Origin of the sequence: Romboutsia weinsteinii (assembly GCF_002250835.2) — a bacterium.
GTDB classification, from domain to species: domain Bacteria; phylum Bacillota; class Clostridia; order Peptostreptococcales; family Peptostreptococcaceae; genus Romboutsia_A; species Romboutsia_A weinsteinii.
On record NZ_NOJY02000002.1, the window covers coordinates 114,029 to 133,111 of the forward strand.

Annotated in this window: 18 protein-coding genes and 1 riboswitch; of the genes, 7 read left to right on the top strand and 11 right to left on the bottom strand. The window is 29.5% G+C overall.

Annotated elements, in window-relative coordinates; translation table 11 throughout:
• Genes CHL78_RS01555 through CHL78_RS01565 form a run of 3 tightly spaced genes read right to left on the bottom strand, consistent with a single transcriptional unit; the run spans window position 1 to window position 2,802 of the window.
• Window positions 1–969, bottom strand: a complete 969-nt coding sequence (locus CHL78_RS01555) for a sugar phosphate isomerase/epimerase family protein (protein WP_094366000.1) — start codon at window positions 967–969, stop codon at window positions 1–3.
• Between the two features lie 11 nt (window positions 970–980).
• A complete protein-coding gene (locus CHL78_RS01560; RefSeq protein ID WP_094366001.1) occupies window positions 981–1,694 on the bottom strand; it encodes a ThuA domain-containing protein in 714 nt (237 codons plus the stop codon).
• Between the two features lie 13 nt (window positions 1,695–1,707).
• A complete protein-coding gene (locus CHL78_RS01565) occupies window positions 1,708–2,802 on the bottom strand; it encodes a Gfo/Idh/MocA family protein (protein WP_094366002.1) in 1,095 nt (364 codons plus the stop codon).
• 251 nt (window positions 2,803–3,053) lie between these two features.
• Here CHL78_RS01565 and CHL78_RS01570 point away from each other — a divergent pair, with 251 nt between their 5' ends.
• Window positions 3,054–3,974, top strand: coding sequence for an AraC family transcriptional regulator (locus CHL78_RS01570; protein ID WP_094366003.1), 921 nt, complete (start codon window positions 3,054–3,056; stop codon window positions 3,972–3,974).
• Window positions 3,975–4,045: 71 nt separating this feature from the next.
• On the opposite strand, the gene ribH is transcribed toward CHL78_RS01570, so the two are convergent.
• The 5 genes from ribH to CHL78_RS01595 all read right to left on the bottom strand — a co-directional run bounded on the left by ribH (window position 4,046) and on the right by CHL78_RS01595 (window position 8,513).
• On the bottom strand, window positions 4,046–4,510 hold the full coding sequence (ribH, locus tag CHL78_RS01575; protein WP_094366004.1) for a 6,7-dimethyl-8-ribityllumazine synthase: 465 nt from the start codon (window positions 4,508–4,510) through the stop codon (window positions 4,046–4,048).
• Window positions 4,511–4,571: 61 nt separating this feature from the next.
• The gene (locus CHL78_RS01580) at window positions 4,572–5,771 is read right to left on the bottom strand and encodes a bifunctional 3,4-dihydroxy-2-butanone-4-phosphate synthase/GTP cyclohydrolase II (protein ID WP_094366005.1); all 1,200 of its coding nucleotides are present in this window, start codon (window positions 5,769–5,771) and stop codon (window positions 4,572–4,574) included.
• A 24-nt stretch (window positions 5,772–5,795) separates the two neighbouring features.
• Entirely contained in the window at window positions 5,796–6,455 is a 660-nt protein-coding gene (locus CHL78_RS01585; RefSeq protein ID WP_094366006.1) for a riboflavin synthase, read from the bottom strand.
• Window positions 6,440–7,555: a bifunctional diaminohydroxyphosphoribosylaminopyrimidine deaminase/5-amino-6-(5-phosphoribosylamino)uracil reductase RibD gene (ribD, locus tag CHL78_RS01590; RefSeq protein WP_094366008.1), complete on the bottom strand. Its 1,116-nt coding sequence runs from the start codon at window positions 7,553–7,555 to the stop codon at window positions 6,440–6,442. Before ribD ends, CHL78_RS01585 begins: the two co-directional genes overlap by 16 nt.
• A 209-nt stretch (window positions 7,556–7,764) precedes the next feature.
• Window positions 7,765–7,881: riboswitch (FMN riboswitch) on the bottom strand.
• Window positions 7,882–7,985: 104 nt separating this feature from the next.
• Window positions 7,986–8,513 carry a dihydrofolate reductase family protein gene (locus CHL78_RS01595; RefSeq protein ID WP_094366010.1) on the bottom strand — a complete coding sequence of 176 codons (528 nt, stop codon included), beginning with the start codon at window positions 8,511–8,513 and terminating at the stop codon, window positions 7,986–7,988.
• Between the two features lie 100 nt (window positions 8,514–8,613).
• Between CHL78_RS01595 and CHL78_RS01600 the strand changes: the two genes are divergently transcribed.
• Together CHL78_RS01600 and CHL78_RS01605 are read left to right on the top strand one after the other, a co-directional pair.
• The gene (locus CHL78_RS01600; protein ID WP_094366012.1) at window positions 8,614–9,561 is read left to right on the top strand and encodes a helix-turn-helix transcriptional regulator; all 948 of its coding nucleotides are present in this window, start codon (window positions 8,614–8,616) and stop codon (window positions 9,559–9,561) included.
• 167 nt (window positions 9,562–9,728) lie between these two features.
• On the top strand, window positions 9,729–10,496 hold the full coding sequence (locus CHL78_RS01605) for a PucR family transcriptional regulator (RefSeq protein ID WP_094366014.1): 768 nt from the start codon (window positions 9,729–9,731) through the stop codon (window positions 10,494–10,496).
• Window positions 10,497–10,593: 97 nt separating this feature from the next.
• Here the strand turns inward: CHL78_RS01605 and CHL78_RS01610 are convergent, their stop codons facing one another.
• The gene (locus CHL78_RS01610; RefSeq protein ID WP_094366016.1) at window positions 10,594–11,136 is read right to left on the bottom strand and encodes an NADH peroxidase; all 543 of its coding nucleotides are present in this window, start codon (window positions 11,134–11,136) and stop codon (window positions 10,594–10,596) included.
• Between the two features lie 225 nt (window positions 11,137–11,361).
• Between CHL78_RS01610 and CHL78_RS01615 the strand changes: the two genes are divergently transcribed.
• The 4 genes from CHL78_RS01615 to CHL78_RS01630 all read left to right on the top strand — a co-directional run bounded on the left by CHL78_RS01615 (window position 11,362) and on the right by CHL78_RS01630 (window position 15,767).
• Entirely contained in the window at window positions 11,362–11,937 is a 576-nt protein-coding gene (locus CHL78_RS01615; RefSeq protein WP_094366018.1) for a manganese efflux pump MntP, read from the top strand.
• Window positions 11,938–12,379: 442 nt separating this feature from the next.
• Window positions 12,380–14,527 (top strand): YhgE/Pip domain-containing protein, encoded by a 2,148-nt coding sequence (locus tag CHL78_RS01620; protein ID WP_094366020.1) that lies wholly within the window; start codon window positions 12,380–12,382, stop codon window positions 14,525–14,527.
• A 116-nt stretch (window positions 14,528–14,643) separates the two neighbouring features.
• Complete coding sequence (locus tag CHL78_RS01625) at window positions 14,644–15,231, top strand: class I SAM-dependent methyltransferase (protein WP_094366022.1); 588 nt, start codon at window positions 14,644–14,646, stop codon at window positions 15,229–15,231.
• A 17-nt stretch (window positions 15,232–15,248) separates the two neighbouring features.
• Window positions 15,249–15,767: an ECF transporter S component gene (locus CHL78_RS01630; RefSeq protein WP_094366024.1), complete on the top strand. Its 519-nt coding sequence runs from the start codon at window positions 15,249–15,251 to the stop codon at window positions 15,765–15,767.
• Between the two features lie 55 nt (window positions 15,768–15,822).
• Here CHL78_RS01630 and CHL78_RS01635 read toward each other — a convergent pair whose 3' ends face one another.
• Together CHL78_RS01635 and CHL78_RS01640 are read right to left on the bottom strand one after the other, a co-directional pair.
• A complete protein-coding gene (locus CHL78_RS01635; RefSeq protein WP_094366026.1) occupies window positions 15,823–18,405 on the bottom strand; it encodes an ABC transporter permease in 2,583 nt (860 codons plus the stop codon).
• On the bottom strand, window positions 18,406–19,083 hold the full coding sequence (locus CHL78_RS01640) for an ABC transporter ATP-binding protein (RefSeq protein ID WP_094366028.1): 678 nt from the start codon (window positions 19,081–19,083) through the stop codon (window positions 18,406–18,408).

Sequence of the window (19,083 nt, forward strand, 5' to 3'; positions counted from 1 at the left end):
TTAAGCCCACCACATATCAACTGGCTTTTCTTTTATAAGTATTGATTTAAGATTAGTAACTGCTCTATTAAACCCTTCATCTATAGACATTATTGGATCTTCATGTTCAATACTTATTACATGATCATATCCAAAAGTTTGAAGTGCACTTATTATATCACTCCATTCTTTCATACTATGCCCACACCCAACTGACCTAAATGTCCATGCACGAGTTTGAACTTGACCATAGGGTTGCATATCTGTTACTCCATACATATTGATGTTATCTTGATCCATATATGTATCCTTTGCATGGAAGTGATATATTGCCCCAGCTTTTCCTAATATCTTTATAGCACCTACAGGATCTATCCCTTGCCACCATAAATGACTAGGGTCTAAGTTTACACCTATTGCATCACTAGTTTCTTCTCTAAGCTTTAATATTGTGTATGGAGTATGACATAAGAATCCTCCATGTAATTCTATAGCAATTTTAATACCATGCTCTTTTGCAATATTACCAACTTCTTTCCAATAAGGAATTAATCTATTCTCCCATTGCCATGTTTTGATATCACTATATTCAGTAGGCCACGGTGTTACAGGCCAGTTTGGCTTTGTAGCATTTTCTCCCTCTCCTGCTGTACCTGAAAATGTATTTATTACTCCTACATTCATAAGTGATGCAAGTCTTATAGTTTTTCTAATTAATTCATCCCCTGCTTTTGCTTCTTCTATATTTGGAGATATAGGATTACAGTGACAACTAAATGCACTTATTGTAATTCCTTTATCTTCTAATTTTTTTAGATACTTATCTCTCGCTTCTTCACTTTCTAATAACTTATCTATATCACAGTGATTATTCCCTGGATAACCACCAGTTCCTATTTCCACAGCATCAAGACCTGCACTAGATACTTTTTCTATCATTTCATCAAAAGATAAGTTCGCAAATAATGGTGTAAATACTCCTAGCTTCATTTTTATTCCCCCTATAAATTTTCTAATGGTTTATGATTTCCGTAAGTTGGATATGTATTTGATGTTTTAGCACACCACTTAACACTATTTTTAATAACTCTTTGAATTTTTTCGTTATAGAATGTAGGATAACTTTCATGACCTGGTTGGAAATAAAATATCTTTCCATTGCCTCTTTTGAAAGTACATCCACTTCTAAATACTTCTCCGCCTTTAAACCATCCTATAAATATAAGTTCATCTGGTACTGGTATATCAAAATGTTCTCCATACATTTCTTCTTTTTCAAGCTCAATATATTCTCCTATGCCTTCAGCTATAGGGTGACTTGGATTCACTACCCAAAGACGCTCATTTTCTTCTGCTTCTCTCCACTTAAGATCACAACCTGTTCCCATTAGCTTTTTAAATATTTTAGAGAAGTGCCCAGAATGCAGCACAACCAGTCCCATCCCCTTTAATACTCTTTGATGTACTCTCTCAATAACTTCATCACTTACTTCATGGTGAGCAATATGTCCCCACCATATAAGTACATCAGTTTCTTCTAGCACGTCTTCTGTTAAACCATGATCTTTTTCATCAAGTGTTGCAGTTTTTACTGTAAAATCTTCTGTATTTAAAAATGAAGCTATTTGGTTATGAATTCCATCTGGATATATTTTTCTAACCTCTTCACTATGCTTTTCATGACGATACTCATTCCATACTGTAACCTTTATCATTTAATATCCCCCTCTATTTGCAACACTCACACTGCTTCTTAATCATTACTGGCTCACCATTTTTAGCTGATTCATATATTGCTTCTAAGATTTCTGTTACAACTAATGCTTGTTCTGGTTTTACCACAGGCTCTTTGTCTTCTAATATACACTCTATCCAACTTTTAGCTTCCTCATATGCTGGATCATCTCCTTTTCCATCATAGAAATCAACTCCATCTGCATCTAGTTGAATCTTCTTATCATATAAAGATCCTCTTTCTTCCCCATTTATTCTAAGTCCATCTTCCATATCTGCTCCACCTTTTGTACCACAAAGACTTGTTTTCGCTTCCCCTGTGTTAAGTGAATTTAATGCCCAGCTAGATTCAAGTATAATAGTTGCTCCATTTTCCATTGTTATAAAACCAAATGCCGAATCTTCAACTGTAAACTTTTTAGGATCCCAAGGTCCCCAAGCATTAGCTGCATTTTTTGTTTGTGATAGTTTATGATATGTGTTTCCTACTACATATTTTAGATCATAATTATCCATCATCCATAAAGTTAAGTCTAGTGCATGAGTACCTATATCTATTAATGGTCCTCCTCCTTGAGCTTCTTCATCTAAAAATACTCCCCAAGTTGGAACAGCTCTTCTGCGTATTGCTTTAGCTTTACCAAGATATATTTCTCCTAACTCATCATCCTTACATGCTTCATATAAAAACTTAGAGTCTTTTCTAAATCTATTTTGGTATCCAATAGTTAACTTTTTACCTGTTTTCTTTGATGCTTCAAGCATTGCACGACCTTCTTTAGAATTCTTAGCCATTGGTTTTTCACACATAACATGCTTGTCCGCTTCCATAGCATCTATTGATATTTCTGCATGTGAGCTATTTGGTGTACATATATGTACTACATCTATATCACTATCTTTTAGTAATTCTCTATAATCTGTATATACTTTTGAATCCTCATCTCCAAATTCCTCTTTAGCCTTTATTGCTCTTTCTTCTATAACATCACAAAATGCAACCATCTTAGCTTCTTTTACTTTTTTAAGACTTGGCATATGCTTACCATTTGCAATTCCACCACAACCTATGATTCCTATTTTTAACATAACATTATCTCCTCCCAATACTTTGCTTATAGTGTTTTTATATAACAATTATTACTTCTAGATATTACAACTATCTAGAAGTAATAATTGTATCTTAGCTTTTTTAAGTAAATCAAAAACGTTACTACAGCAATCATATTTGCTAAAACAGTAACTTTTAACTATAATTAGATTATACAAATTTCATTTAATTATTTCTCACACGATTTTGAGGAATAATAACACAATTTTGACATTTCGAGGTGAAATAAATGCAAAGTATAAAAGACTTAAAAGAATTTGCTACTCATGGAAACTCTCTACTCCCTCTTAAAACTTATAGTAACTATCATGAGGTTGAAGATTTGTTAGTACCTTATCATTGGCATAAAGAAATAGAGATAATATATGTTGAGGAAGGAGCTATTGAGGTAACAATAAATTCTGAAGTTAAAAGGCTAAAAAAAAACGAACTCATCTTTATTAATAGTGAGGAATTGCATCAAATTAATCGTATAGGAGATAATCCTTCTAATCATCATGCACTTGTTTTTTCTCCTGATTTATTAAGCTTTGAGATGAGTGATTACTGCCAAGTAAATCATATTAGACCGCTTGTAAATCAAACCTTAAAACTACCTCAGTATATTGAATCTGATAAAGATTATAGTGAAAAAGTTCTAGAATTATTCAAGGAAATTTTAAATGAATATAAATTTCAAGAACCCGGATGGTACTTAAACATCAAGTCTTGCTTATATAAAATACTTTCTATTTTTGATAGGAATAATTTATTTATCGAGCTGGATAATGATGCTAAAAATTTAGATCACAAAAGTCAGCAAATAAAAAATGTACTTACTTACATACATGAAAATTACGAGAAGAAAATATATATAGAAGATCTGGCTAACATCATGAATATGAATACTCAGTATTTTTGCCGCTTTTTCAAAAAAATCATAGGTAAGACCCCTATTGAGTACATAAATAGCTATAGAATAAACGTTGCAAATAAATATCTCCAATCTGAAGATATACCTATAATAGATGTTTGTTTTAGAGTTGGATTTGAAAATCAGAGTTACTTTATTAAAATGTTTAAAAAGTATAATAATATGACTCCACTTGAATACAAAAAAATATTCTTAGTATCTGATGATTTGAACATAAAAACTAGCAATAATATTTAATATTATTGCTAGTTTAATATATTATGTTAAATCTACTTTCAAGTACTACCGTAACATTTTACTTTTATAATCTAGTTAAAGTGTTTTAATAAATTAGCCATTTCTATTGCGCTTACAGCTGCATCATAACCTTTATTACCAGCTTTTGTTCCTGCTCTTTCAATAGCTTGTTCTATAGAGTCCGTAGTTAGTACTCCAAATATAATAGGAACTTCTGTATTTAAGGATACTGATGCAACTCCCTTAGATGCTTCCGCACACACATAGTCAAAATGTGGAGTTGACCCTTTTATTACTGCACCTAAACAAATTACAGCGTCATATCTTTCGCTTTTTGCCATCTTCTTTGCAATAAGTGGGATTTCAAAAGCACCAGGTACCCAGGCTACATCGATATTACCTTCTTCTACCCCATGTCTTTTTAATCCATCCAAAGCACCACCTAATAATTTTGAAACTATAAACTCATTAAACCTACCAACTACTATACCTACCTTTATATCTTTTGCTACTAAATTCCCCTCTATTATTCTCATCTTTCATTCTCCTTTTTCTTAGTTTTATTTTATACTCATTTAAATATCTTTTATTTTTTATTTAGTATACTAACATATGATTTAATCTATCTTTTTTAGTTTTTAGATAAATCTCATTTACCTCATTGTGATTCATTTGAATAGGTACTCTCTCTACTATTTCGATACTATAATCAGATAATTCATCCATCTTTCTTGGATTATTAGTCATTAGTCTAAGTTTTTTAGCACCTAAATCTCTAAGTATTTGTGCACCTGTAGCATACTCTCTCATATCTGCCTTAAATCCTAATTTAAGATTTGCATCTACAGTATCAAAGCCTTGGTCTTGAAGTGCATAAGCCTTTAGCTTATTAATTAGTCCAATTCCTCTACCCTCTTGTCTCATATATAAAAGTATTCCTCTATCCTCTTTTGCTATTTCCTTCATTGCCACATCATATTGTTCTCCACAGTCACATCTTTTTGAGCCTAGTGCATCACCAGTTAAACATTCAGAATGCACCCTAGTTAGCACAGGTTCTCCATCTTCAATATTTCCTTTTACCAATGCCACATGATGTTCGCCATTAATTTTATTTATAAATCCATACATCTTAAAATCACCGTATTTTGTTGGCATTTTTGTTTCAACTACTCTTTCGATTATTATCTCAGTTCTTTTTCTATACTCTATTAAATCAGCTATTGTTATTATTTTTAGATCATGCTTATTTGCAAATTCAATTAACTCTGGCGTCCTAGCCATAGTTCCATCATCACTTATAATTTCGCAAATAACTCCTCCTGGCTTTAATCCAGCTAAGCGAGATAAATCTACAGCAGCTTCAGTATGACCATTTCTTTTTAATACTCCTCCTTCTTTAGCTATTAAAGGAAATATATGGCCTGGTTTTCTAAAATCTTCTTTTCCTACATTATCATCTAATACTTTTTCTATTGTTAATGCTCTTTCATATGCCGAAATACCTGTATCAGTATTTATATAATCAATGCTTACTGTAAATGCAGTTTGATGGTTATCAGTATTGTTTTGTACCATAGGATATATATCTAATTTTTTTAATCTTTCTTCCTCCATAGGCATACAGACAAGACCTCTACCATATTTAGCCATAAAGTTTATAGCTTCGGGTGTTATTTTTTCTGCTGCCATTAGTAGATCTCCCTCATTTTCTCTATCTGGATCGTCTACTACTACAACTATCTTTCCGTCTCTAATATCATTTATGGCATCTTCAATACTATTAAACTTATACATAATAAATCTCCTCCAATTTAATTTCTATATATGAAATCCATGCTGTTTAAGAAAGTCCTCACTTATAGACCTCTCTTTTTTCTTTTTATTTTCATTTGATAGACCAAGTAATTTTTCTACATATTTTCCAATAACATCGCACTCAAGATTTACTTTTTCCCCTATATCCTTAGTAAGTAATGTTGTTTCATCTCCTGTATGAGGAATTATTGATACCTTAAAAACTTCATCATCCACATAAGCTACTGTAAGGCTTATTCCATCTATTGCTATAGAACCTTTATAAACCACATATTTTAATATGTCATATGGTGCTTTTATAGTTATCCAAACAGCATTATCTTCTCTAGTTTTTGAAACTATTTCTCCTATACTATCTATATGACCACTTACTATATGTCCGCCTAATCTATCTTTAAAGCGTAGCGCTCTTTCTAAGTTCACTTTACTTCCTATAGCTAGACTACCTAAATCACTTTTCCTTAATGTTTCTGCCATAACATCTGCTTCAAAAGTATTTGAATTAATATTAGTTACTGTAAGGCATACTCCATTGGTGGATATGCTATCACCTAAATTAGTATCCTTTAAGACTTTCTTACATCCAATGATAAGTTTGCTTGATTTAGCGCCTTTTCTTATACCCTCAATAGTTCCTATTTCTTCAACTATACCTGTAAACACTTTTCTTTATCACTCTCCTCAATATATCCTTCAACCAAAATATCCTCACCTATAGTTTCTACTGAAATGTTTTTAATCTTGAAAGCATCTTTCAAAGAATTTATACCATTTCCTCCTACAGGTGTTTTGGAATCTACTCCGCCTATTATCTTAGGTGCTATATAAATCTGCACTTTATCAACTACTCCATCTTCAATGGCTGAATAGTTTAGAGATGCTCCACCTTCTAGTAAGATACTGTCTATTTTTAATGCCCCAAGTTTTTTCATCATATCTTTTAAATCAACTCTTTTATCCTTATCATTAGCTACTATAACCTCTACGCCTTTGCTCTCTAATTCCTTAACCTTACTCATTTGTGCATATACGGTCGTTACAATAATAGTTCTAGTATCCTTAGCGCTAGTTATAATATTTGAACTTAGCGGTATCTTAAGAGTGCTATCTACAACTATTCTTATTGGATTTTTCCCATATTCTAATCTACATGTCAATTTGGGATTATCTTTAATTATTGTATTTACTCCCACTAAAATTGCCATAACTTCATCTCGCAGTTTATGTACTTTTTGTCGTGACTTTTCACAGCTTATCCATTTTGACTCGCCAGTACTTGTTGATATCTTTCCATCAAGTGACATTGCTGACTTCATTATTACAAAAGGTATTTTTTTTATTATGTACTTCATAAATACTTCATTTAATTTTTTATTTTCCTCATCTAAAACGCCTACCATTACTTCAATACCTGCAGCCAAAAGTTTCTTCACACTATTTCCAGATACCAAAGGATTTGGGTCAAAGGATGCTATAACCACCTTGGATATCCTACATTCTATTATTTTATCTACACAGGGAGGTGTCTTTCCATAATGAAAACAAGGCTCTAAAGTTACATACATAGTTGATCCCTCTAAATTTTCTTTAGTACTGTTTATGGCATTTATTTCTGCATGATCTTTACCATATTCTTCATGATATCCTTGACCTATTATTTTATTATTCTTTACTATTACTGCTCCTACCATAGGATTAGGATTTACATTTCCTCTACCTTTTTCAGCTAGCTCTAAAGCTAATTTCATATAATATTTGTTCACTTACAATCCTCCTATAAATATTTTCTGTCATAGGCCAAATTCCATAAAAAAAGCCCCAAGTAAATAAACTTAGGGCAAAATAAATATAAGTATAATCAAACTATATTAATTATTTTATAAATTAAAAAACTCTGAAATATTAAATATTCCAGAGCTTATCACAAAATTAATATAATCCTATTATATAAACTTATAGTTTTATATCTTTATATTATCTTCTTTCATCCAGACTTTACTGTCGGCCTCGGAGTTTCACCGAATCATGCCATTTAAGGCTCGCGGGCTTTACCGCCGGTAGGGAATTTCACCCTGCCCTGAAGATTTATTAACTTTTTATACTTTTATATTAATGTTTTTATTTTTTAATGTCAATTAAAAATTTATACAAGTCTATAATTTTTATATAATATTTTAATTTTAATCAAGCCTACTATTTTCTTCTAGAGTACTTTAATATCACAATTCCATCCTCTACTATCTGTTCATCTAAGCGTAAATTTATCATATGATTATTTCCTAAAAATAGTGGCTTACCTTCTCCAAGTATAGTAGGTATAATGCCTACTATATATTCATCAATAACATCAGCTTTCATAAAACTGTCTATAACTACTCCTCCACCAAATAAAAATACATCCTTACCATCATTTTTTAACTCTTTTTCTATAGTTCCTACAATATCTTCATTTACGAATTTGATATTATCATAATCTTTCATTTTCTTAGAAGTAGCTACATATACCTTTTTATTCTTGAATTCTTCATGCATGTTTTGATCGTAGCAAGTTCTTCCCATAACTACTACATCTATATCCTCTAAAAACTTATTAAAATCCCACTTTGCTTCAGTATCTAATTTATTATCACCATGACCTACTATCCAGTCATAACTTCCATCTTCTCTTGCTATATATCCATCTAAACTTATTGCTAAATTTAATATTATTTTTCTTTTCATATTTCTCTTCCTCTCTTACTAAATTACTAATAGCTTTACCTAAAATCTATTATAAGATATAATAGTTGACATCTTATGTCATATTTGAAAGGAAAAAATTATGAAAGCTGATAGACTAATTTCAATATTAATGCTTCTTCAAATAAATAATCAGTTAACAGCAAATAAATTGGCTAATAAATTAGAGGTTTCTGTTAGAACAATTTATAGAGATATTGATTCTTTAAGCGGATTAGGAATACCTATAATATGTGATAGAGGTATCAATGGTGGTATAAAGTTACTTGGAGATTATAAAACATCTCTAACAGGAATAAATAGAAATGAGCTTTACTCTTTATTCATTCCAACTGGAGATAAAATCTTAAATGACTTAGGTATAGAAAAAGTAAAAGAATCCACTATGCTAAAATTTCTTGGAAGTTCTTCTTCTAATCAAATAAATGAAATTAAAAACATACAAAACTATATTTATATCGATATGTACACTTGGAGTGATGATAACATAACTGTTAATACTGAAATCTTGGCAACTCTTCAAAGTGCAATATGGAATCTAAATATGCTAAATATCTTATATCAAAAAATAGATAAAATCAAAGAGGTTTCATTGAGTCCATTAGGATTAGTATGTAAAAGAGGAAATTGGTACTTAATCGCTATCAACAATGAAATCATTAAAACCTATAAGGTAAGCTCAATCAAATCTGCTACCTTAACTAATAATATATTTGATAGACCAAGTGATTTTAACTTAGAGAATCATTGGAAAGACTCTACAAGCAATTTTAAAAGCAAAATACCTAAATATAAATTTAAGTATAAAATAAATCCTAGTATATTAGAACTTATCAAAAATAGAAAATTTATATCTATAAAAAATATTACTAATAACTTAGGTCACACTTATGTTGATATAGAGTTTGATGCTATGTGGCAAGGCATTGAGTTTGCCTTTACTTATGGTAGAGATATCAAGATAATAGAACCCTCTATAGCCATAGAAGAACTTAAGAAAAAGGCTACTGAAATAATTGAACTTTATTAATCATTTAATCCTAAAGTACTCATCAACTTTGTATATAATATTTTAGGATTATTTAAAAAAACGTTTATTATAATAGAGTAATAAATTTAATTTTTTATTTAATTATGTTATATTATTTATAAGGGTATTGGGATTTTGACTTTTAATTTTATCAAGGAGAGATTTTAATGGAAGATTTGATACATTTTTTTGAAAAACAAACCAATAAAAAATATAATATTTTTAAATATAATGACCAAAAACTAAAGGACAGCCACTCGTTGGTTACTTTTAATAATATGACTTATGTTATAGATGTTGAAGATGATACTGAACTATATAATATTAGCGGTCATACTTATGTGCTATATCAACATAATCTAGATTTTTTCACTTTAAAAAACGTATTTCATAATCTTTATGAAAACGTTAATATATTAGAATATAAAAGCTTTTTTATAGTTAATTCAAGTACTAAATTAAATATTGATTGTACTACGCCAGAAATTATAGAATCTGAAACCTATTCTAGTACTTACATAATTTACTTAGGTGATTTAGAAAATTCTACTTCTCTAGATTTCAAATTAGAAATTCTAAATCAAACTTTACCTGTAATAACTAAGTCAAATGTTGCTAATAGATTTATAGAAATTAATGATTTAGCTATTTATAAGACTATATCTTTAGTTTCAAGCGATAAACATTTTTCTAATTTAACAAACTTATCAGAAATAAAAAATATGGATGAGAACTTACTTCATACGGGTATAAATTTTATAGAAAATGATCTTAATATATCTAAGACTTCTAGTTCTCTATTTTTACATAGAAATACCTTAATTTATAGATTAGAAAAAATCAAAGAAATTCTAGGATTAGATTTAAAAAGCTTTAAGGATGCACTTGTATTTTATCTTAGTATAAAATCTTATTTGTATTCTAAAAATACATAAACCTAAAATAATATATAATTAATTTTAAATATAATAAGGTACTATAAAGCTCCAGTTTATTATAAGAGTATTATAGTATCTTTTTTATTTAGATATTTTATTTATAGTATCTATTTAAAAGACCTTGAAATGCCTTACCATGTCTAGCTTCATCTTTGCACATCTCATGCACAGTATCATGTACCCAATCTATACCACGTTCTTTTGCCTTTTTAGCAAGTCTCAACTTTCCCTCCGTCGCTCCATATTCTGCCTCTATTCTATCTTCTAGATTCTTCTTAGTATCTGAGGCTACTACTTCTCCAAGCATTTCGGCAAACTTAGCAGCATGTTCTGCTTCTTCCAAAGCTATTTTTCTATATGCTTCTCCTATTTCTGATACTCCTTCTCTATCTGCTTGGCGACTCATCGCTAAATACATTCCAACCTCTATGCACTCATCAATAAAATTGACTCTTAACATCTCCACTATATCTCCATTTAATTCTTTATCTAATCCAATTTTGTGTTCATCAGACCATTTTAATTTATCTTTCATCTCTTCAAATTTTTCTGAATGAGCACTGCATACTGGACATTTCATAGGCGGTGCATCTCCCTCATGAATATAGCCACATACTATACACACATATTTCTTCATTCAATTCCCTCCTGTATAACACTTATTTCTAAATTTATTCTTATATGTATTGTTTATGATTTTAGTATAATACTTGTACAAACCGCATATTTATAGTATATCTATGACTAAGTTATTTATACACTTGTATAGGTATGTTTATTAAATTAAACATAAAGAGTATATTTTTGTCCAAACTTTTGCATAATATTCTTGTCTTTTGATATTTACAAAGGAGGATTTTTTATGAGTTTTATCACTATTTTTCTAACATCCTTTGCTCTTGCTATGGATGCATTTGCAGTTTCTGTTACGAAAGGAATTACTCTAAAGAAAATAAATTTTGCTGTTGCTGCAAAAATTGCTCTGTTCTTTGGATTGTTCCAAGGAGCAATGCCACTTATCGGTTGGGTTTTAGGTATTAGATTTGAGTCTTACATAAAATCTGTAGACCATTGGATTGCTTTTTTCCTTTTAACATTTATCGGTATCAAGATGATATTTGAAGCTAGAGAGGGCAAAGATGAAGAATCTTCTAGCACTTTATCAACTAAGGAGCTTATTGTATTATCTATAGCGACTAGTATTGATGCTTTGGCTATAGGAGTTAGCTTTGCATTTTTAAATATTTCAATCCTTCCAATTGCAGGTAGCATAGCATTAGTAACTTTTATTATGTGCTTTTTAGGTGTATTGCTTGGTCGGACTATCGGACCTATATTTAAAAACTACGCTCAATTTATTGGCGGAATAATACTTATCTTAATAGGATTTAATATCCTAAATGAGCATACAGGTATAATTTATAATTTATTTATCTAAATTTATTTAGAGTGATTAATCTTTGGTGTTAATATAAAAATTAAATTACATAATATTATTTAAATAAGTATATTAACACCTTTATTAATTTTTTACCCCTCTCCTATTTCTAATAATTATTTTAAAGTCTTATATGCATACCTTACTTTAATATTCTTAATATCGTTGTTTCTAAATATAATACATTTACTTAGAAGCAAAATCTTTTAGATATATTCTACATTATCTCTTATTTTATATTAATTATAAATTCTTATATAAAATATGTTGAAATTACATAAAATACATTTATAAATATATTTAGTGTTTAATAGTTTTTATAAAAAACAACATTTTATTACATATTTTTACTTTACTATTTGTTAGAAAACAAATATAATTAAAAAATGAGATAAAATTAGTTCAAATTCTAATCATTTTGTATTTTAGCGGAGGTGTAATTTTGAAGAATATATTCAAAATATATAAAAAAGATTTAAAAGACATCTTTACCAATCTCCCATTATTAGTCGTTGCAATATCAATTGCTGTTTTACCATCTTTATATGCATGGTTTAACATAAAGGCTTCTTGGGACCCTTATGGTAGCACTGGCAATATATCAGTTGCTATTATAAATGAAGATAAAGGTGCCGAAGTTTTTAATAAGGATGTTAATGTTGGTCAAAAATTAATTGACAAACTAAAAGATAATAAAACTTTAGGCTGGCAGTTTGTAGATAAGAAAACAGCTTTAGAGGGTGTTGAGAAAGGTACATATTATGCAAGTGTTGAAATACCTGCTAATTTTTCAAAGGATTTAACTTCTTTAGTCACTGAAGATATAAAAAAAGGTGAAATTATTTATACTGTTAATGAAAAGATAAATGCTATTGCCCCAAAGATTACTGACAAGGGAGCTTCAACTATTCAGCTTCAAGTAAATGAAACGGTTGTAAAAACAGTAAGTGAAATAATCTTTGAAATATTTAATGAGGTTGGTGTTCAACTTGAAAACCAACTACCTAAATTAACAAATGTAGAAAATTCTTTAGTTGAAGTACAAGGTAAATTCTCTACAATAGATAAAACTATTAATAGCGCAGATAATGCAGCTGTAAAAATCGAAGATATAATCAAACAATTACAAGGAGATATACCTTCTATAAAAACTACTATAGATAATTCTAAAAAATTATCTGGAGATTTAAAAGCATTCTTAGAAGACACTAAATCTAGTATGGGTCAAATAGCTCCTATTATTAAAAATGATTTAACTTTAATTTCTGATGTATCTTCTAATGTTTCTAGCGCTACTTCAGACATTATGGATGCAATAAATAAAGGTGCTGAAAATGCTCCTGCTTTAGTAGATGGACTTTATAATAAGATTTCAAATTTATCTAATACCTCAAAGACTTTAACTGAATTGTTAAAGAAACTGGACAAGTTTACTCCTGGTCATCCACTTAAGGATGCAGTTGCTCAACTTGAGAGTATAAACTCAAAGCTTGATACTGCTCTGGCTGCAATAAATACAGTCAAAGGTCAAATAGCTAACGGTCAAAAACCTTCTTTAGATAATTTAAATAAGATTTTAACTATTGCAAATGATATAAATGCTATAAGTTCATCAATAGTAAACAACTTTGATTCACAAATAGTAAATCCAATAAATAGTCTATTTGAACAAAGCTTTGTAGTCGCTGGAAATGTTATTGAAGTACTAGAAAAGGCTGAAGCAAAACTTCCTGCTGTAGAAGATATATTAAATACATCTTTAGATTTCTCAGGAAATGCTCAAGAAAGTCTTAAATTTATAAAAGAAAAAATTCCTAAAGCAAAGAACATAGTAAATGAATTAGTCGATACTATGCATAAAATAAATACTAGTAAAGATATAGATGAATTAGTATCACTACTAAAGAGCGATATAATATCAAGATCGAATTTCTTAGAACAGCCAGTACAGTTAGTAACTGAGAAATTATATCCAGTTGCAAACTATGGTGCTAGTATGACGCCATTTTATACAGTACTTTCTTTATGGGTTGGTGTATTATTACTTATGTCACTATTCTCTACTGAAGCACACGGAGAATATAAGCCTACAGAAATCTATTTTGGTAGAGGTCTTACATTCTTAAGTTTAGCACTTGTTCAAGGTCTGATAGTTAGTGCTGGAGATATATACTTCCTTAATGTAAAAGTTTTAAATCCTGCTCTGTTTATCTTACTATCAATGTTTACTAGTGCTGTGTTTACATTTATAGTTTACTCTTTAGTTTCTGTATTTGGAAATGTTGGAAAAGCAATGGGTGTTATATTATTAGTAATACAAGTTGCAGCTTCAGGTGGTACCTTCCCTATTCAAGTTACACCACAATTTTTCCAAAATGTAAATCCATTTTTACCTTTCACTTACGCAATAAATGCGCTTCGTGAAGCAGTAGCCGGAGTATATGTTCCAAATCTACAAAAAGATATAATAATACTTTTAATCTTCTTAGTAGTATCACTGGTTGTAAATGTATTCTTAAAAGGACCTATAAATAGATTACTTGCTAAGCCTAAAGCTAAATACAACGAAAGTGATTTAACAGGGCATTAAAATAATTGTTACAACTTTATCTAAATTGTGCTACAATCATCTTAAATGATAATTAAGCCATGAAGGTTTCTACACCTTTATGGCTTTTTTTGTATAAAATTTTAGGAGGTATTTAAGTGAGTCAAGTTGATTTTTTTAACTCAATAGCACAAAACTGGGATAGTATAATTAAAATTAATGAGTCTAAAATAAACTATCTTTTAGAAAAACTACAGATTAATGAAGATAGTAACGTCTTAGACGTTGGAACAGGTACGGGGGTCTTGATTCCATTTTTAATTAAGCTAAATCCAAATGGTAATATTAAGGCTGTAGATATTTCTAACAATATGCTTGAAATTGCTAAAAATAAATTTAATCATATTTCAAATTTATCATTTGATCTTGTAGATGTTGAAGAAGATATTATTGATGATAAATTTGATAGGATTATTCTCTATTCTATGTTTCCACATTTAGAGAACAAAACTGCTACTATTAAGAAGTTAGTTGAAAATAACCTAAGTAATAATGGCAAGCTTATAATTGCTCATTCTGATAGTAGATATTTTTTGAATAACCTACATAGAAGTACTGATGATAGAGTTAGCGAATCTAGGCTAATTGAAGTAAATGCTCAAAAACAAGAATTTCAAGAAGCTGGATTAACTGTTGAAGATGCATTTGAAAATGATGAAATATATTATTTAGTAATTAGTAAGTAATTTTAGGGGGAGATTTTATGAAAACAAAGAAATTAGTTTTATCTGCGCTATTTATAGCATTCGGTATTATTTTACCTATATTTTTCCATCAATTTAACATGGCAGGATCAGTATTCCTACCTATGCATATACCAGTTTTAATAGCTGGATTTTTGTTAGGACCTTTATATGGAGGTATTATTGGAGTTATAACTCCAATTATAAGCGGACTTATGACTGGTATGCCACCACTAGTACCAGTCATGCCTATTATGGCTTTTGAGCTTTGCGGTTATGGAATACTTGCTGGACTTGTATTTTCTAAGACAAAACAAATATACATATCTCTTATTTTATCTATGATAGGAGGACGATTATTTGCAGTGGCTGGTGCTTTTATAGTTTCTCTTACTTTAGCTCCAAATATAAACCCTATAGCTTACGTTACTGGTGGCCTTGCTTCTGCTATCCCTGGTATGGCAATTCAGTTAGTATTCATACCTCTCTTAGTTAGATTCTTAGTTAAGAATCCCGAAATATCTAGAGCTATCGCTTAATTAAACAAAAACTATAGGTTATCTCTTTTCTGAGGATACCTATAGTTTTTATATTTTATATACTTTCTTGACGTATATTTTCTATTATATTTTCTTTATTTATTTTCTTCATAGGTATATAAGAGGCAATAAATGTTATAACAAATATACCTATTATACTTACACCTACAGCTGGCCATGGAAGAACCAATCCAAACTCTATTACATTTCCTAACATCTTATTCATTAATACACAAAGTCCAATACCTAATGGAACTCCATATAATAAAGATAAAACTCCGTATAAGAAGCTCTCTAAGTATATCATTTTATTAAATCCGCCTGGTGTAACACCTATTGATTTAATAATAGCTAGCTCTCTTTTTCTAAGGTTAATGTTTGTACTTATAGTGTTAACTATATTAGTTATACTAACAAGGGATATCACTGAAACAAATCCATATACAAACACTTGCATAGCCATAAATGAATGTCTTGCGGCCATTGATTCTTCTGCTTCATCAGTAAAATTAAGATCGTATTTTTCAGATAATTTTTTTACTAAAACTCTTGTCTCTTCTGTCTTATTGGAATCTATACTAAACTCATTTTTTATAATATCTAGTCCTAATTTTTCTCCTACTTCATCATAAGTTATAAGCTGTATTCCCATATAATTATAGCTATTCTTTCCTGTAAGTATATCTTCTGTTGTACCCATTATCTTCAACTTATATACATCATCTTTGATTTCATTTCCATCTTCATCATAATTAGTAGTATATACTTCTATATTATCTCCTACTTTATAACTAGTCATATCTATTGCACCTTTTTTACCTGGTGATTCATAATAGGCCTTATTTACAAGTATAACACCCATTTCTTTTATTGCAGTGTCTTTATCAAAACTTCCACTTGTTAAATTTAGATTTTTTATTGACTTATCTCCAGGTAAAAATAGCCCATTATTGTAAGACTGGTATACTCCATTTACTTCTTCACTGCCTAAGCTATTTAATATTGTTTCTTTGTTGTCTTTATTTATGTTATTTTCATTTAAATCAAGATTAAAATTAAATCCGTGTGTTTGTTCACTATAGTTATTTATACCTTTTATATCATTTAATTCTTTTCTTATATTATCAGATTGTTCTTTAGTAATTTCAGACCTTGTAGACATATACATATCATGTGTCATTTGACCACTTCGTACAGTTTCTGCTTTTAAGAACAATGTCATAAATCCACTAAATGCTACAAATATAACTACACTTATTATTAATGAGAATAATGTAATTCTGAATTTCTTCTTATTCCTTCTTAAATTCTTATAAGCAAGTTCTCCTTCTGTTTTTAGAAGTAACTTTACTAGTTTCGAATTTTTAACCTTACCGATTTTATACCCTCCACTATTTTTTATTGCATCTAGCGGAGATATTTTTGCAGCAGTATATGCTGGAAGTATTACAGATATAAATATTGTAATTAGCACTACTACTGTACTTAGTATCATAATACTTGGGTCATAAACTACTCTTAAGTCCATCTCAGCTATGAATGATTCACTGAATAAGTTTTGTATAACCTTAAATACTATATCCATTGCAACTGTTCCAGATAATAACCCTATTGGTATAGCAATAATACTAACTAGAATACCCTCTGTAAATACTAATTTCATTATTTGGCTATTTGTCGCTCCTATAGAATTTAATATTCCAAATTGTTTTTTACGTTCACTTATTGAAATACTAAATGCATTATATACTGTAGCTATTGTACATACTATAACCAAAGAAGTTACTAGCATTATAATAGACCCTAAACTCTCCCTAATATTGTTATATCCACTTGCTCCTAAAAGTCTAAGTAAACCTTCGTTATATTCTATATTGTAATATTTCGCTCCATTACTATCAGTTTTTTGTTCCATCTTAGCATTTTCAGCTAACTCGGGTGCTAATGCATATATATCTTTAGGATTTTTTACAGTTATTGATATGTTTATATTCTCATTATCATATACTTCAGCTAAATCAATATAGCTTATTCCCATAGTAATATCATTGTTGTATTCATATCTAGGACTATTCATTATACCTACAACTTTAAATATCTTTTCTTCAGGATTTTTTATATACTCATCTTTAACTACTGCCCAATCATTTAATTCTTCTTTACCATCGCTCGCTCTTTCCCCTACAGATAACTTTATCTCATCACCAATTTTATAAACTTTGTCAAGTACATTTTTATTATTTTCACTTATTACTATTTCATTTTTATTTGTCGGAAGCTTACCTTCTTTTAATGATACCTGAAACCCCTCCATAGCAACTTTGTCATATTGCTTTATCTTTAGTAAACTTGATTCCCCAATATTTGCATAACCTAACTCTTTACTAATAGCATACTTATCAACACCAGCTGCTTTAGAAATGTAATCTATATTTTCTTTTTTTACATCATAAAAACTTGCATAGAAGCTTCCTCTATCTTTTATAGTTTCTCTCATTTGATAATCCATAAAGCTTGAGTATATATTACCTATACCACAAATCAATGCAGTAGATAATATTATTCCTATTATTGTAACGATAGTTCTTTTTTTATTTTCTTTTAAATATCTAAGTGTTAATGAGGTATATAAATTCATCTATATCACCTCGTCACTTTTAACAGTTCCATCTTCTATAGTTATTACTCTATCAGCTTGAAGTGCTATATTATTATCATGTGTTATCATTATTAATGTTTGCTTATATTTTTTAACAGATAGTTTTAATAGTTCTAATATCTCTTTAGAATTTTTACTGTCTAAGTTTCCAGTTGGCTCATCTGCAAGCACTATAGATGGTCTATTAATTAATGATCTCCCTATAGAAGTCCTTTGCTGTTGTCCACCACTTAGCTCATTTGGAAGATGATTTGCTCTTTCCTTTAGTCCCAATGTATTTAATAAATCATTTAAGAAATTATTATCTATTTTTCTATTATCAAGCTCTGCAGGAAGTAGTATATTTTCCTTTGCAGTTAATACTGGTATTAAATTATAAAATTGATATATAAGCCCTACATTTCTTCTTCTAAATATTGATAAATCTTTAGTTTTTAAATTATATATATCTACATCATTAATAAATACCTTTCCACTAGTTGGATTGTCTACTCCACCTAATAAATGCAATAAAGTACTTTTCCCACTACCGCTAGGTCCAACTATCGCTACAAACTCCCCTTTATTTATTGATAAGTTTATATTCTTTAATGCATCTACTTTTACATCTCCCTTACCATAACTCTTATTTAAATTTTCTACTCTTAAAATTTCCAT

Bases quoted from the DNA above. Each gene is read 5' to 3' on its own strand.
- CHL78_RS01630 (WP_094366024.1), top strand. From the start codon at position 15,249: ATGAAAACAAAGAAATTAGTTTTATCTGCGCTATTTATAGCATTCGGT.
- CHL78_RS01610 (WP_094366016.1), bottom strand. From the start codon at position 11,136: ATGAAGAAATATGTGTGTATAGTATGTGGCTATATTCATGAGGGAGAT.
- CHL78_RS01600 (WP_094366012.1), top strand. From the start codon at position 8,614: ATGAAAGCTGATAGACTAATTTCAATATTAATGCTTCTTCAAATAAAT.
- CHL78_RS01555 (WP_094366000.1), bottom strand. From the start codon at position 969: ATGAAGCTAGGAGTATTTACACCATTATTTGCGAACTTATCTTTTGAT.
- CHL78_RS01605 (WP_094366014.1), top strand. From the start codon at position 9,729: ATGGAAGATTTGATACATTTTTTTGAAAAACAAACCAATAAAAAATAT.
- CHL78_RS01560 (WP_094366001.1), bottom strand. From the start codon at position 1,694: ATGATAAAGGTTACAGTATGGAATGAGTATCGTCATGAAAAGCATAGT.
- CHL78_RS01565 (WP_094366002.1), bottom strand. From the start codon at position 2,802: ATGTTAAAAATAGGAATCATAGGTTGTGGTGGAATTGCAAATGGTAAG.
- CHL78_RS01580 (WP_094366005.1), bottom strand. From the start codon at position 5,771: ATGTATAAGTTTAATAGTATTGAAGATGCCATAAATGATATTAGAGAC.
- CHL78_RS01570 (WP_094366003.1), top strand. From the start codon at position 3,054: ATGCAAAGTATAAAAGACTTAAAAGAATTTGCTACTCATGGAAACTCT.
- CHL78_RS01595 (WP_094366010.1), bottom strand. From the start codon at position 8,513: ATGAAAAGAAAAATAATATTAAATTTAGCAATAAGTTTAGATGGATAT.
- CHL78_RS01640 (WP_094366028.1), bottom strand. From the start codon at position 19,083: ATGGAAATTTTAAGAGTAGAAAATTTAAATAAGAGTTATGGTAAGGGA.
- CHL78_RS01615 (WP_094366018.1), top strand. From the start codon at position 11,362: ATGAGTTTTATCACTATTTTTCTAACATCCTTTGCTCTTGCTATGGAT.
- ribH (WP_094366004.1), bottom strand. From the start codon at position 4,510: ATGAGAATAATAGAGGGGAATTTAGTAGCAAAAGATATAAAGGTAGGT.
- CHL78_RS01635 (WP_094366026.1), bottom strand. From the start codon at position 18,405: ATGAATTTATATACCTCATTAACACTTAGATATTTAAAAGAAAATAAA.